Source organism: Aquimarina pacifica, from assembly GCF_000520955.1.
Lineage (GTDB): Bacteria > Bacteroidota > Bacteroidia > Flavobacteriales > Flavobacteriaceae > Aquimarina > Aquimarina pacifica.
The window spans coordinates 1-16,508 of sequence record NZ_JACC01000025.1; the positions used below are offsets into that span (position 1 = coordinate 1).

At 32.2% G+C, this 16,508-nt stretch carries 11 protein-coding genes; 9 read left to right on the forward strand and 2 right to left on the reverse strand.

The window, feature by feature from the left end; genetic code table 11:
• From DZ60_RS23065 to DZ60_RS0113140, 8 genes are all read left to right on the forward strand, one after another.
• Positions 1 to 1,033 (forward strand): PKD domain-containing protein (locus tag DZ60_RS23065; RefSeq protein WP_034229649.1); only part of this gene is annotated, 1,033 nt, incomplete at its 5' end.
• Between the two features lie 193 nt (positions 1,034 to 1,226).
• Complete coding sequence (locus DZ60_RS0113110) at positions 1,227 to 2,372, forward strand: hypothetical protein (protein WP_152537430.1); 1,146 nt, start codon at positions 1,227 to 1,229, stop codon at positions 2,370 to 2,372.
• 210 nt (positions 2,373 to 2,582) lie between these two features.
• Positions 2,583 to 4,745 (forward strand): M3 family metallopeptidase, encoded by a 2,163-nt coding sequence (locus tag DZ60_RS0113115; protein WP_025742523.1) that lies wholly within the window; start codon positions 2,583 to 2,585, stop codon positions 4,743 to 4,745.
• 155 nt (positions 4,746 to 4,900) lie between these two features.
• Positions 4,901 to 5,680, forward strand: a complete 780-nt coding sequence (locus DZ60_RS0113120; protein ID WP_025742524.1) for a hypothetical protein — start codon at positions 4,901 to 4,903, stop codon at positions 5,678 to 5,680.
• A gap of 157 nt (positions 5,681 to 5,837) precedes the next feature.
• Complete coding sequence (locus DZ60_RS0113125) at positions 5,838 to 6,416, forward strand: helix-turn-helix domain-containing protein (RefSeq protein WP_025742525.1); 579 nt, start codon at positions 5,838 to 5,840, stop codon at positions 6,414 to 6,416.
• 794 nt (positions 6,417 to 7,210) lie between these two features.
• Positions 7,211 to 9,241 carry a peroxidase family protein gene (locus DZ60_RS23070; RefSeq protein WP_025742526.1) on the forward strand — a complete coding sequence of 677 codons (2,031 nt, stop codon included), beginning with the start codon at positions 7,211 to 7,213 and terminating at the stop codon, positions 9,239 to 9,241.
• Positions 9,242 to 9,535: 294 nt separating this feature from the next.
• Entirely contained in the window at positions 9,536 to 10,654 is a 1,119-nt protein-coding gene (locus tag DZ60_RS0113135) for a sensor histidine kinase (RefSeq protein ID WP_025742527.1), read from the forward strand.
• Between the two features lie 343 nt (positions 10,655 to 10,997).
• Positions 10,998 to 11,447 (forward strand): response regulator, encoded by a 450-nt coding sequence (locus DZ60_RS0113140; protein WP_034229659.1) that lies wholly within the window; start codon positions 10,998 to 11,000, stop codon positions 11,445 to 11,447.
• Positions 11,448 to 11,450: 3 nt separating this feature from the next.
• On the opposite strand, the gene rimO is transcribed toward DZ60_RS0113140, so the two are convergent.
• Positions 11,451 to 12,752, reverse strand: coding sequence for a 30S ribosomal protein S12 methylthiotransferase RimO (gene rimO, locus DZ60_RS0113145; RefSeq protein ID WP_025742529.1), 1,302 nt, complete (start codon positions 12,750 to 12,752; stop codon positions 11,451 to 11,453).
• Between the two features lie 140 nt (positions 12,753 to 12,892).
• Here rimO and DZ60_RS0113150 point away from each other — a divergent pair, with 140 nt between their 5' ends.
• Positions 12,893 to 14,032, forward strand: coding sequence for a serine hydrolase domain-containing protein (locus DZ60_RS0113150; RefSeq protein ID WP_025742530.1), 1,140 nt, complete (start codon positions 12,893 to 12,895; stop codon positions 14,030 to 14,032).
• Between the two features lie 30 nt (positions 14,033 to 14,062).
• Here the strand turns inward: DZ60_RS0113150 and DZ60_RS0113155 are convergent, their stop codons facing one another.
• Complete coding sequence (locus DZ60_RS0113155) at positions 14,063 to 16,492, reverse strand: TonB-dependent receptor (RefSeq protein WP_241448743.1); 2,430 nt, start codon at positions 16,490 to 16,492, stop codon at positions 14,063 to 14,065.
• Positions 16,493 to 16,508: the final 16 nt, after the last annotated feature.

Consider the following 16,508-nt stretch of genomic DNA (forward strand, 5'->3'; position numbering starts at 1 on the left):
AGAATTAATTTCTGAATATGATGTAAAATATTTCTGGTCTGTTGACGGGATTTTTCAAGAAGATCATGATACTACCCTTGAATATACATTTACAGAAAATGGAGAATACGAAGTATGTATTTCTACTGAAACTCCCGAATGTCCTTATGGTGTAGAATATTGCGAGACTATTAATATAACCTCTATTACCGAAGAAACCAGTTGCGAAATGTCAATTATTGTTGATCAAATGGCGAATAATGGGGATACCAGTATATCTCAAGTATACTTCGCCGAAAGAACGCTTGAATCTGATGAAGAAATTAAATATTCTTGGTACATAAATGATGAACTATTAGATACTAATGATTCAGAATTTACACATACTTTTACTTCTAATGGTGAATACGACATCTGCGTATTTGCTGAAACTCCAGAATGCCCAATGGGTGTAGAATCTTGTGTTGAAATTACAATTGATAATATTAGCGAAGAAACCAGTTGCGACATGTCAATTATTGTTGATCAAATGGCGAATAATGGTGATACCAGTATATCTCAGGTATACTTTGCCGAAAGAACGCTAGAATCTGATGGAGAAATTAAATATTCTTGGTATATCAATGATGAACTATTAGATACTAATGATTCAGAATTTACACATACTTTTACTTCTAATGGTGAATACGGCATCTGCGTATTTGCTGAAACTCCAGAATGCCCAATGGGTGTAGAATCTTGTGTTGAAATTACAATTGATAATATTAGCGAAGAAACCAGTTGCGACATGTCAATTATTGTTGATCAAATGGCGAATAATGGTGATACCAGTATATCTCAGGTATACTTTGCCGAAAGAACGCTAGAATCTGATGGAGAAATTAAATATTCTTGGTATATCAATGATGAACTATTAGATACTAATGATTCAGAATTTACACATACTTTTACTTCTAATGGTGAATACGGCATCTGTGTATTTGCTGAAACTCCCGAATGCCCAATGGGTGTAGAATCTTGTGTTGAAATTACAATTGATAATATTAGCGAGTAATAATTTTTGAACGAAGCTCTTTAACAAAGAATCTAAAATCCCTTTTATTGTGTCTGTAAAAATTTTATTTTGGGGATATTATTTTTAATCGACATGAAGGGTAGACCTTTATATAAGGTCTTAATTGCTACACAGTGCTAAACATTTTATACTGTGTAGCAATTTATTAAAAAAAGCATACATTTATAATCAATTGAAAAAATTAAACAACATATCATTCATATTTTTTGTCTCTGTATTATTAATGTACAGTTGTGTTTCTGAAGAAGATGTATTTGATTTCTCTTTTACTGAGGATGATATAGTGTCAGAAACTTCATTGATTACTTCTTTTTTAAATGAAGAATTTATAATTAACACTGTCAATACTCAAAACTGCTTTGATTTTACTTACCCTCTTCAAGTTAGTTATAACTCTAACCAAATCACAAGTATTGAAGATTTCGAAGGCTTAGAGGAAATAGCGAAAAGTCAATCAAGCACCTTTTATATTAATGCCATTGCATTTCCTATCGATATTACAGTGAACAATCAAGAGACTACCCTACAAAACACTGTTGACTTGGCAGGTTTGTTTACTACTTGTAATATCCCAACGCTTAAAAGTACAATCCTACAAAAAATTGAGAGTTGTTTTAATTTTGAATACCCTATTACCATGCTTACCAACCTAGGTGATGAAACAAATATTGAAAATACTACTGAATTTCGTGAGTTTATTGAATCACAAGACGACACATATATTCCACAATTTCAGTTTCCACTGGTAATAAATGAAGAGGAAGTATTTAACTACTTTAGTCTATATGAGATAATGAATGACTGTGAAATAGAAAATTGTAATGAAATCTCACTTTCTGAAAATGAAATTGACATAAATACACATAGATTTTCTATACAAAGTGATGCAAATAGTATAACCGATATACAATGGTTTATTAATGATGAACTTTTGGTTAATGAAACTAATTCTAGTTTTGAATATCTGTTTATGACCGATGGTATCTATGAAATTTGTGTAACAGGCTTTACTGATAACTGTTCGATACCACAAGAAAACTGTATAGATCTAGAGGTTATTATTTCGAATTGTATCGATATTACATTCGAAACAAATCAAATGGATACTTCTACTTATGTATTCTCTGTACCCGAAAATATTGTCGAAAAATACGAAAACTTCTCATGGAATATCGATAATCAATTTCAAAATAACGCTAACGAAATACTAGAATTTACTTTTGAAGATGTCGGTATTTACGAGATTTGCGTAAGTACAGAAACTCCAGAATGCCCAATAGGTGTATCATATTGCGAAACTATTGAAGTTTCTTTTTAACTATCAAAAACATCTCACACTTCAAACCCACTATTGGATATACTTATACGATTAATTTACATCGAATTAGAGATTAATACGTTGGAAAGCAAAAATTGAGTTAAAATTAGCTCCAAAAAAAATAAAAAAACTTTTTTGTTACATCTTTACAGTAAGGACTAACAAACCTTACTCATAACATTATTGCGAATACTATTAAAATAACTCAACATGTACACTCAACATTTTTATAAAACAAGTAAACTAATCGTACTTTGTACACTCATCACCGTAGCAAGTTGTAATCAAAAGAAACAGACCGTGGAAAAACCTAAATCTGAAGAAAAAATAAATGTTCTACTTCAAGAATGGACAGGTCCATACAATGGTACACCTGCTTTTGACAAAATGAACATTGACGATGTAAAACCAGCCTTAGAAAAAGGAATGGAACTTCACTTACTTGATATTGATGCAATTACTACCTCTCAAGAAAGCCCTACTTTTGAAAACACTATAATTCCTCTAGAAAAGGCTGGATCTGCCCTTAAGCGTGTTTTTACATATTTTGGCATTCTAAGTAATAATATGTCCTCTCCAGAATTTAGAGAAATTCAAAAAGAAATGGCTCCAAAAATAGCTAGTTTCAGATCCAAAGTATCCCAAAATGAAGAATTATTTAGACGCATAAAAACAGTTTATGATAATTCTCAAAAAGCTCCTTTAGATCCAGACCAGCAGCGTGTTGTTCATTTAATCTATGAAAGTTTTACAATGAATGGAGCTGCATTAGATAATGAAAAGAAAAAACGATACGCTCAAATAGACAAAGAATTATCAGCATTATACACAAATTTCTCAAACAATATTTTGGCAGATGAAGAAGGGTACACCACCTACTTAACCAAAGAGCAATTAGGAGGCCTTTCTGAATCCTTAATCAAGGCATATGCAAAAGCAGCCGAAGATCGAGGGCATAAAGATTCGTATGCAGTAACCAATACAAGATCCTCTATGGACCCTTTTCTAACCTATTCTACCGAAAGGGGACTCAGAGAAAAAGTGTGGAAAAATTATTACTCTAGAGGTGATAACAATGATGAAAAAGATAATAAAGATAATATTGCCAAAATCTTAAAATTAAGAAGAGAACGAGTAGTATTATTAGGTCATGACAATTATGCCAGTTGGAGATTGCAAAACCGCATGGCAAAAAACCCTGACAATGCTATGAAATTAATGAATGCTGTTTGGCCGGCCGCTATTTCTCGGGTAAAAGAAGAGGTTAGTGATATGCAAAAAATAGCAGATGATAATGGGGACAATATACGTATTGAACCTTGGGACTATCGATATTATGCAGAAAAAGTACGTAAGAAAAAATATGATTTAGATTCTGACGAGGTTAAGGAGTATCTTCAACTTGATAAACTAAGAGAAGCCATGTTTTATGTAGCCGGTGAACTTTTTAATTATTCATTCAATCCGATAGAAGAAGGAAAAGTTTCTGTATTTCATGAAGATGTAAAGGTTTGGGAAGTTACAAATAGGGTTTCTGGAGAACATATAGGATTGTGGTATCTTGACCCTTTTGCTAGAGAAGGCAAAAGATCAGGAGCTTGGGCAAATACCTATAGAAGTCATACTACTTTTGATGGTAAGAAAACTGTATTAGGATCTAATAATTCTAATTTTGTTAAACCAGCACCGGGAGAACCTGTTTTGGTATCCTGGGATGATGCCACCACGTTTTTTCATGAATTCGGACATGCATTGCACTTCTTTTCATCAGAAGTCAGATATCCTACACTCAATGGTGGCGTAAGAGATTACACCGAATTTCAATCACAATTGTTAGAGCGTTGGTTGTCAACAAATGAAGTTATAAACACATATTTGCTTCATTATAAAACAGGTGAACCCATGCCAAAAGCTCTTGTTGATAAAATCAAAAAAGCTGCCACTTTCAATCAAGGATTTGCGACCACAGAATATCTTGCCTCTGCACTAATGGATATGAAATTTCACTTGGCAGATCCAACCGATATTGATATTGACACTTTTGAAAAAGAAGCCCTGACTGCCCTCAAGATGCCCAAAGAACTAGTGATGCGTCATCGCACCCCACATTTTGGCCATGTTTTTTCGGGAGAAGGATATGCAACAGCATACTATGGATATATGTGGGCAGATGTTCTTACATCTGATGCTGCCGAGGCTTTTGCAGAATCACCAGGAGGTTTTTACGATAAAGAATTAGCTAATAAATTAGTTAAATACTTATTTGCACCTCGTAATGCAATTGATCCAGCAGAAGCCTATCGCAAATTTAGGGGACGAGATGCACAAATAGAAGCCTTGATGAGAGATCGTGGATTTTCTGTCTCTAAATAGATATAAAAATATGTGTAAAAAAGTAGTTTAATCACTATTTGAAGTGTTTGTATTTAAGAAGTATTGAAAAGCTTTTTTTTTATATATTACTTAAATACAAACGCTTACTACAACAATATATACATATATAAACGTATTTTAAAAATTCAAGAGAGATGAAGCGCATACATTTGTTCGAATTTGAAGATCAAAAATGGTTTCCTATATTCCTTAGAAATTACGGAACAGACTTCTTACAGTTTTTATCAAATAAGACAAAACTATATAAACCGATATTACCCATACTCAAAAAAGTACTGCAAGAAAGTAATACAGATCAAATCATTGATCTAGCATCAGGCGGTGGTGGTGGATTACTATGGCTTAATGAGCAATTAAAAAAAGAGAATCCGAATCTAAAAATTTTACTTACGGATTACTTCCCTAACATCTCAGCTTTTGAGTACACTAAAAAACAAGCTGACAACTTCGAATATGTAAGCACTTCTATTGACGCAAGAAATGTTCCCAAAGAATTGATAGGAATAAGAACACTATTTCTTTCCTTTCACCATTTTAAGCCAATAGACGCAGAAAAAATACTCCAAAATGCCATCGATTCAAATACTTCGATAGCCATTTTTGAAGCGCAAGAGCAAAAATTTAGCAGTATTCTAGCCATGTTGTTTTCTCCTATCACTGTGTTTTTTACGACCCCCTTCATTCGTCCTTTCAAAATAGGACGAATTATTTTCACATATCTGATCCCAATAGTTCCATTATTTGTTTTATGGGATGGGGTTATTTCTTCGTTGAGAACATATTCTACAAAAGAGATGAATGCACTTCTAAAAAATCTAAAAAATAAAGATAATCTTACCTGGGAAATTGGACGCTTAAAATCTGGTCCAGGGGTTCTTTTATATCTTGTGGGGACTAAACAAAAAGGCAAATAAATACGAATACGCTAAAATAAAAACCTTTGTTTCCTAAATTCCCTACTATAACGATATAGTAGAGGGGGTATTGACAATTTTTTATTTTAATTTTCGTTCTTATAAATACAAGTAAAAACTATTTTTAAAACCTAACACCTCTACTCCCCAAAAAAAAATGAAAATTGTTATCAAAAATATGCTTAGCAGTCAATCAAAAACCGAAGTAAAAGGATTGCTTACAACAGTTGGATTACATCCCAAAACGATAGAAATTGGTGAAATAGAAATAGAAGAAAATCACCTTTGTCCTGACACCTATTCTGAATTAAAAGAATTACTACACAAAAACAACTATGAATTAGTTATAAAAAAAGAACTTATACTTATAGAAAAAATAAAAAGTGTGGTAATCGAAATGATTTATTACTCTGATGAACTACCAAAAGTAAAATATTCTGACTACATAAGTGAGCGCTTAGGAGTGCACTACACCTACCTATCAAAAATATTTTCTAAAACAAAAAATATTACTATTCAACAATACATTATAATTCACAAAATAGAACGTGTAAAACAATTACTACTTTATGATGAACTTACCCTTTCTCAAATTGCATGGAAATTACAGTATAGTAGTGCTGCTCACTTATCAGGGCAATTCAAAAAAATAACAGGACAAACACCTTCTGATTTTAAAAAATTAGAAAACAAAAAACTAAACATCCCTATCAATTTAGAAGAAATTGAATATTGAAAATAATATCAAAAATGTTCTTTTGTAAATAATCAAAATGAGCGTATTACCCTTCTGCTTAAAATAAACATTAGATATATACAAAGCTCTTTCATGTATTAACTTCTGTTTAAGCCGAATACTATCATTCATACTAAGGCTCTTAACACCTATATGCAAGTTTAATTTGGTTGTATTAGAAAACAATTAGCCGAATTAACAAAAAAATAAAATTTCAGCCAAATACCCCTATTTCATTGTAAAAACAGTACTAATATCAGTAAAATGGGTGAAAAAAGTCAGAATTATATAAACTTTCGTCATAATTATATAATAGTCTCTTTTCCAAAAACACATAAATTTGCTGCGTGCCAAATCAATCTTAATTTTTCACAAAGCAATGAAAAACTAAGGTTTGTTATTCTGTTTTTGAAGCTAACTAAATCTATAGAAAGTTACATTTAGTTACAAGTAGAAACAATAAAAAAGTAAAGAATTTCATGCATAAATAATGATTTATTTGGACAGGTATCATAAATCATTTAATACAGTTATTGTACAATTACATGAATTGTAAAATGGTTTATACACAATATTTTTAGAAGTACTCCCCCTAGCCAGTTTCAATGGTTCTCTAAAAATTTTGATATCAGGTTGGTTGAATTTGTAGTGTCAATTTTATTTGATCACATAATAACATAATGTAAAGTACTAATTAAGTTCTTTACCATGATGATATGTGACTCAAAAAAAAAGTAAACAAACTAATAGATAAACTTTTAAAACCGATAATAACCTTTTAACACAAACAAATCATGTTCAAAAAACTGACTTTAACCACAGCGGCAGTTCTTATTCTGGCAAGTATTCCCTCTTCTGAGATATTTGCGCAACAGCGATCAAAAACCAAAATTGGTAATGCACTGCTTGGTACTACAAGCAACAAAATCAATGCTCAAAAATCTAGTCGTAATAACAGAGGCTCAAGAGATAGGAATGGACGAGGATCTCGGCGATCCGAATTTAGAACAATCGATGGTACCAATAACAACAAAAGAAATGAAGAATGGGGAGCTGCAAATATCATTTTTCATAGAGAATTACCTGCTTCCTATGGTTCTATGGATCCCAACAATGCCCTAAATAATGATAACAAACCGTCTCCCAGAGAAATTTCAAACTTAGTTTGTGCCGAGCCCGTTACGCAATTTAATGTACGCGGACTTAATACTATGCTATATTTTTGGGGGCAATTTATAGATCATGACATGACCTCAACACCTAGCGGGCAAACGGAATACGCACCAATACAATTACCCGAAGATGAGGAACTTTTTACCGAAGCAATTCCTTTTTTTAGAAGCGAATATGTTCTGATAGATTCTCAAAGAGAGCAATTAAATAACAATACCGCTTTCCTAGACGGATCTGTAGTATACGGATCTGATGAAGAACGTGCTTCATGGCTTAGAACTTTTGAAAACGGAAAATTAAAAACTTCAGAAAATGACTACCTACCTTATAATACAGTAGATGGTGAGATCACCGGAGCAATAGATCCAAATGCTCCGATTATGGATGACACAGACGGTATAAATAAGGTTTTTGTTGCGGGAGATCATAGAGCATCAGAAAATACAATTCTTACTGCATTACAAACTGTTTTTCTTAGAGAACATAATAGAATTTGTGATGAATTAATAGCCAAAGGATATGAAGATGATGAGGAAATCTACCAAAAAGCAAGAAAAGAAGTAGGAGGTATAATTCAGGCAATTACATATGAAGAGTTTCTACCTTCTTTGGGTGTGGATTTAAAACGTTACAGAAGATATGATGAACGTGTGAGACCTGACTTAGTAAATACATTTTCTACGGCATCTTTTAGATTCGGTCATACACAAGTATCTGATGATGTAGTAGTGGTTGACAATGAATGTGAAGAAGTGGGACCTGGAGAATTTGAATTAGTTGAGGCATTTTTTAACCCAGAACTTTTTGTAGAATACGGCCCAGAAGCATTTATAAAAGGTGCTACTGTACATAGATTATACAAAACAGATACTAAAATTAATGAAGTACTTAGAGATTTTTTATTCGGGAATATAGATGACGAAATACGTTTTGGTATTGATTTGGCAAGTTTAAATATTCAAAGAGGTAGAGACCATGGATTACCAGATTACAATGCCGCCAGAGCATATTATACAGGAGAAAAAGCCGAAAATTTTGAAGATATTTCATCAAATGATACCGTTGTCGGAAACCTTAGATCATTGTATAATGATATTGATAATATTGATTTATGGGTAGGAATTCTATCTGAAGATCAAATTGAAGATGGATCCTTTGGTAAAACAATGAATGCTATGTTAGCAAGACAATTTGAAAATTTAAGAGACGGAGATTTTTACTATTACAAAAATGATCCTTACTTATCTTCAAGTACAAAAAGAAAAATTGAAAACACCTCTCTCTCTGAGGTATTGCAAAGAAACACAACCCTAACAAGTCTTTTTGATGATGCTTTTGAGCTAGACATTTGTTTTGGTGATGGTATCCCCGAGGATGCAATTGCTTCTAAAAGCAATATTAAAGATAACATCTCGATAGACTTGTATCCTACAGTGATTTATGATGATATCACAGTTGATATTACCAATTCATATACATCAGGAAGCATTGATGTTTATTCACTTGGAGGTATCCGTATAAAACATACACAACTCGATGGATCTCAACAAAAGGTAAAAGAGAATCTAGAGAATGTACCTTCGGGAGTATATATTATACAAGTAAACACAAATGAAAACCCAACACAAGTATATAAAGTTGTAAAAAACTAAAACGTTTAACCAAAATAAACGTTCTAGTGTCTTGCCCTGATCAAAAATGCCTTGATTCTATATCAAGGCATTTTCTTTTACCCAATATTCTAAGGAAAATCACTTGCTGGCTTATTCTCACAAAACCAACAAATTATCCAAAAAAAAATAAAATATAGCATCCTATTTAATAAGGATTACGGAAACCCTCATTTTTCGTTTTGCATATTTTTGTAACTTGTTTAGAAAATTGCCCTTGTAAATTATTGTCAAAATAGTTTTATGCATTTTTTTTATGAAAAAAACTAGGTGTTTATGAGTACAACCAAGGGTGTGGATACAATTACAGAAGTTACCTTTCAGGCAATGCTAGATGCATCTCCTAATGCACTAATCCTTATTAATTCATTGGGAAATATAATGTATATGAATGCTTATGTTGAAAAGTTATTTGCATATAAACGAGACGAAATAATCGGAAAAAGTATTGAAATCTTACTTCCCAGAAAATTCTCAAATAATCACACCAATTATATCCAGTCTTTTCTAAAAAAAACAAGCAAAAGTAGTAATGATATTGAGCATGAATTATGTGCACTTAGAAAAGATAACACCGAATTTCCGGTAGAAGTGCAGTTTAATCCAATAGAAACAACACTCGGAAAAATGATTCTGACCTCTATTATTGACATTACCAAAAGAAAAAAAGCAGAGGAAAATCATAAAAACTATATCAAAAGACTAGAAAATAAAAACAAAGAATTAGAACAATTTACTTATGTCGCTTCTCATGATTTACAGGAACCATTAAAATCTATTACAGGTTTAACAGAAATATTGACAACCGAGTATAATAACTTGTTCAACAATGAGGTAACCAAAATATTTTCTTTTCTGAATGAATCTACAGAACGAATGAAAGAGCTTATAGCAGAGCTTCTTGATTATAATCGATTGGGACAAAAATCTATCTTAGAAAAAGTTGATTGTAACCAACTAATCAATGAAGTTATACAAGAATGTCTTTCATCCTCATTATATAAAGAAAAAATACATTTTAAGATCGAATCATTACCTAATATATTAGGGCATAAAAATGAACTAAAACAACTATTCAAACATTTAATCAATAACTCATTAAAATTCAAAAAAAATAAGACCGAACCCATTATCCGGATTTCGGCAAGAAAAAAAAATCTTACCTGGGTCTTTAGTGTAGAAGATAATGGTATAGGTATGGATATGAAATTTACACAGAAAATATTTACTATTTTTCAGCAATTACACTCAAAAGAAAAATTCCCAGGTTCGGGAATAGGATTATCGCATTGCAAAAAAATTGTTGAATTACATGATGGTGATATCTGGTTAAAGTCAATACCAGATCAAGGAACAACTATTTACTTTACAATTAACACTAAATCAATTTCATAAAAACACCAAAATCAAATTTTGGTTCAAAAGAATTAAAAACTGACATACAAAAATCATAGTCACCTATCCCCCAGATTGACTTTGATTATAATAACATATAAACCTACCCAATTACATTGTCAAAGCATATCAAACTATTCTGCCTTATAATATAGAGGACAGTTAAAACAAATGTAATTACCCTTTATCTAAAACTTTAGTCCAATAATAAAATTGGATGTAAAAAACATAAATTGATGCTATCGCAGCGACAAAATTTTATAAAAAAGAGGTCGTAAAAAAAATGAGAAGTATGAATTTTTAATAAAAAACAATTTGGTGCCTATATTCTAAAAACAAAATTATGATGAAAAAAATTACCGGATTAGACTGTATTGTTCTTATAGATGATGATAAAATTACCAACTTTATAAATAAAAAAATTATTAAGCGAGCAGACCTTGATGTTGATGTAAAAGTTAATTATAATGGACGCGAAGCAATTAATTATCTCAAAAAATTAAACAATTCAACATCTGGCGAAAACTCTCCAAGGCCAGGAATCATATTTCTAGATATTAATATGCCAGGAATGAATGGTTGGGATTTTATTGACGAATACAAGAAGTTACCCCTAGAACAAAAAGAAAAAATTATAATTGCCATGCTTACCACCAGTATAAACCCAGATGACGAACAGATAGCAAATAAAATACCCGAAATTAATATATATCTTCAAAAACCGCTAACGGTTCAAAAATTAGAAAAAACTATCGATGCTTTTTTTAGTTCAATAAAACCAACTCCGGTATAAAGCCTAAACAGGTTTCGCATACAAATCAAAATCTTCTGCTTCATATACCTTTACCTTGGCGAACTGTCCCGTTTTCAAATAATATTGCGAAGCATCAATAAGTACTTCATTATCTACATCAGGAGAATCAAATTCTGTTCTACCTACAAAATAAGGTCCTTCTTTTCGATCAACAACAATGGTAAATTCTTGTCCTATTTTTTGTTGATTTAACTCCCAAGAAATCTGAGATTGAATTTCCATTATCTCATTGGCACGCGCTATTTTTACTTCTTCAGGAACATCATCCTCTAGATTAAAAGCATGCGTATTCTCCTCATGAGAATAGGTAAAACACCCTAAACGCTCAAATCGCATTTCTTTTACCCAATCTCTCAATGTTTCAAAATCTTCTTGAGTCTCTCCCGGATATCCGACTATCAAAGTAGTACGAATAGCCATTTGGGGTACTGCTTCTCTAAATTGAGACAGTAACGCCGTAGTTTTGGCCTTAGTCGTACCACGTCGCATTGATTTTAAAATTGGATCAGCAATATGCTGCAACGGAATATCAATATAATTACATATTTTCGGTTCTTTTTTCATTACATCCAAAACCTCCATAGGAAAACCAGTAGGAAATGCATAATGCAATCGTATCCATTCTATACCTTCTACCTTTGCCAATTCGCGCAATAAATCAGCTAGTTTTCTTTCTTTATATAAATCTAAACCGTAATATGTTAAATCTTGAGCAATAAGAATTAATTCTTTAACTCCACCAACGGCCAATTTCTCTGCCTCAATGACTAATTCTTCGATGGGGGTAGATTTATGCTTACCCCTCATTAACGGAATTGCACAAAAAGAACAAGGTCGATCACATCCTTCAGCAATTTTTAAATATGCATAATTTTTGGGAGTTGTAGTTAACCTTTCTCCTATAAGTTCATGCTTATAATCTGCTCCCAAAGCTTTTAGTAAGCCCGGTAATTCTGTTGTGCCAAAATACTGATCTACATCAGGAATTTCTTCTTGTAAATCCGGCTTATACCTCTCAGAAAGACAACCCGTAACAAAAACTTTATCAACAATTCCTTCCTCCTTTTTTTGAACGTATTCTAAAATAGTATTTACAGACTCTTCCTTAGCATTGGCAATAAAACCGCAGGTATTTATAACTACAACATTTCCCTCTTCTTCATGAACAACTTCTTTATTATTAGCTCTAAGTTGTCCCATAAGAACTTCGCTATCATATACATTCTTGCTACAACCTAAGGTAACAACATTAATCTTATTCTTTTTTAAAGTCTTTGTTCTCATTTTTTTCAGATAAAGGTGTGCAAAGATACAATGAATAACCAAAGAATAACCTATAAATATCAATAACTCTGTATGTTATTTTCCCTTGTATTAAACCTTTTGTATATTATGGAGTCCTAAATCTATAAAAAAAGTATCCTATGAAAAAAGTAATAATTTTATTATCCCTTTTTATGTCAACACTCTTTACATCGTGTTCTGATGATTCTACCGAAGATGTAAATGATGAAGACGCTACCGAGAATATAGCAGATGATGAACCTGCAGAAGACACCGATCCAGTTTCACCAATGTATTTTCCGCCAATAGATTCGGATATATGGGAAACTACTAGCATAACGGATCTAAACTGGAATGCAAGTGCAGAACAGCCGCTTTATGAATTTCTTGAAGAAAAAAACACCCAAAGTTTTATCATTCTAAAAAATGGAAAAATTGTCTTAGAATATTATTTTAATGACACATCAGACTCAGACAATAATGCCTGGAACTCAACAGGTAAAACATTAATTGCCTTTACTGCAGGAATTGCACAACAAGAGGGGAAATTAGATATAAATGAATCATCAGCGACTTACTTAGGTAACGGATGGTCAGACTTAACACCAGAACAAGAAAATAATATTACCGTTAAGCATCATTTAACCATGACCACCGGTTTAGATTATTCGGTTGATAATACAAATTGTACGGATAAAGAATGTTTACTTTATCTAGATGAACCTGGTAATTTATGGTACTATCATAATGCAACATATACACTTATTCATGACATAATTGAAAACACTTTAGATCAAGACTATACTTCCTATTTTAACACAAAAATAAAGGATAAAATAGGAATGAGCGGAGCCTGGATATCTGCGGGATATTATAAAATTTATTATAGTAATGCCAGAAGTATGGCGCGTTTTGGACTATTGACACTTAACAAAGGTACTTGGGACTCGACAGAGCTACTTAGCGACCAAGATTATTTTACTGAAATGACAACCACCTCTCAAGAGTTAAATCCAGCCTACGGCTATTTATGGTGGCTTAATGGAAAAACAAGTTATAAAATACCAGGAACTACTGCTACTGTTGAAGAAAAGCTAATCCCAAATGCGCCAGATGATCTCATTGCCGGTCTCGGAAAAAATGATCAAAAGCTTTATGTTATTCCTAGCGAAGACCTAGTGATAGTACGAATGGGCGATGATGCTGGAGAAACACTACTGGGACCATCAAGTTTTGATAACGCATTATGGGAAAAAATTAACAACTTGATTAATAATTAGAAGATTCGTTTAATTCGCAACTTAATTTTTTTAGAAAAAAACGCGAAACGTAACATTAGGAGTAATATTTAATGTAGATTTTATTCTTTCTACAGGCACATCATCCCCTGTTAATGAATAATAATTATTCACTATGTTTTTGGTATCAAAAATATTCCAAACAGAAAATCCTGCCTGAATTTTAACCTCATTACAAACATTAAAATTATACACCATTGATATATCAGTGCGTATATATTCTTTTAATCTATTACTATTAGGGCTACTGTAATTAATATTTTCATCTATAACCGGTTCAGAAGAAATAGGTCTCGTGGTTGGCAGTCCAGAATTGTAATTGAGTCCTGCAGAAACCTTGACACCTTTTAGGGTATATGAACCTCCTAAAGTAACAAAATGAGTTATGTCGATATTATTCGGAAATTCTTGTACATCGAGCGTTGCAAAAACGTAATCATTTTGGGCATACGAATAACTTAACCAAGCACTTATATTCTTCATTTTTTTATTTACAGAAAACTCGACACCATGTACTCCATAATCGCCATTAGCTCTCACAAACTGATATTGATTTTGAAAACCCTGACTGCGCGCCGTAATTCCTTGTGCTATTTTATAATATGTCTCAATAGTAGCTAACCACCCTTTTCTCTTATATTGAATTCCTGCCGAAACTTGCTTACCTTTTAGGATAGGAATTTCTTCATTATCAGAAAGCACCCACCTTCGTTTTTCTATCCCTAAAAAATCATTTTGAAAATTAATTACCTGAGAGGTACTCTGATGTTTAAATTCTGCAAGTATCTCAATATTAAAGTCTCTCAAAAACTTTTGGCTATATCTCAATCTTGGTTCAATAAGATGTTCTTTAAATTTATCAATAAAAGAATATCTGGCTCCCACACTAAAAATTGTATTTTTATTAGCAGAGGTATATGTTCCTTGAGAAAATACCCCATGAGTTCTCAATACCCGTACTGCTTCCTCTACAAAAAGAGGGTTATCTACATCATTTAAATTAGACACACCTGTTTCTATAAACTGATATCCATTTTGAATCTTTACTCTGTCATTTAACGTGTAAAAAGTATTTAATTTTACACCAGTTTCAGACACCTTATTTTCCTGTAGAAACCTTTGCTCTTGTTCAAGATTAGCATTAATAGAACTCAAGCTATAATCTGTTTCATAAAGCTGCAAAGCAGAGGATAACTTGGGAGTCCAGTTACGCTCATAATAGATTCCTCCTGCAATACTATTTTGCATAATATTACTCTGCCTTGACAAAGGCCTAGAATTCCTTACTATATTTTCGGTAAATGTTAAATCATTATTGATAGTGATAAAGTTGGCTCTTATTTTATCTGAATCAGATATAATATAGTTCCATCTCAAATTAATATCATAAAAATCGAACCCAATATCAGAATTCTCCACCTGATTATCGACCATATCTAGCTCGCTATCTTGAGATATTCTTTCGAAATATCGTTCGTATGTCGGAGAACTAAAAAACTCATTGATAGACTTTCTCGCTGCCAATTGTAGTGAGGATTTTTGACCTATAGGAATATCGGTAAAAACATCTGTATTGATCATATTTACACCAGCACTAATACTAAAATCGGTATTCACCTCTTCATCAGAGTTCATGAGAATTGTCCCAGAAACACCGTCAGTATACTCAACATTACCACCATTCTTTATTAATGTAACATTCGATGTGATATTAGGATTAAAAACGGATATTAGCCCAAAAAAATGTCCCGACTGATACATTTTTATTCCGTCCCAAAGAATCAAATTCTGATCGTGGGTTCCGCCTCTTATATTTATATTAGAAACAGTCTCATCAGCACTATACACTCCTGGCAAAGCCTGCATAGTATGCAATACATCTGTTTCTATAAGCCCAGGAAGAATCCCAAAATCCGAATAATCAATCTCAAAATCACCTCCTCTCACTTTATTTATTCCCTTGGTAATATAATTCTTAAAAACAACTTCTTGTAAATTAACTGGTTGTAGTGTTAGATATATAGTAGAGCAATCATTTTTCTTAAAAAAATCAGGCGAATAGTTTATACTGGTATACCCTAAATGATCAATAAAAATTGGTTCTTTTAACACTTCAACTTCTAGTTCAAAATACCCTTGATCATTAGTAATAGTTGATTTGTTTTTTGTAGTAATAGTTACATTATCAATCGGTTTTTTTTCGTTTGTATCTTTAATAAAACCGCAAATAATATACCCCATATTAGAAATGTTTTTCTGGCTATTAATTGAGATAAAATTATTAGCCAAAGAAGTAAAAACAAGTCCTGTTACTTTTTTGATGTAATTTAATGTTTGATCAAATGTCAAGGTTTCTTTTGGAGGAACAAGGGATATACCTTCGATAACATCGTTAGCAAAAGTAAATTGAAATGGAAAACGTTTCTCAATATCGGCAATCACTTCGATCAAATCCTTT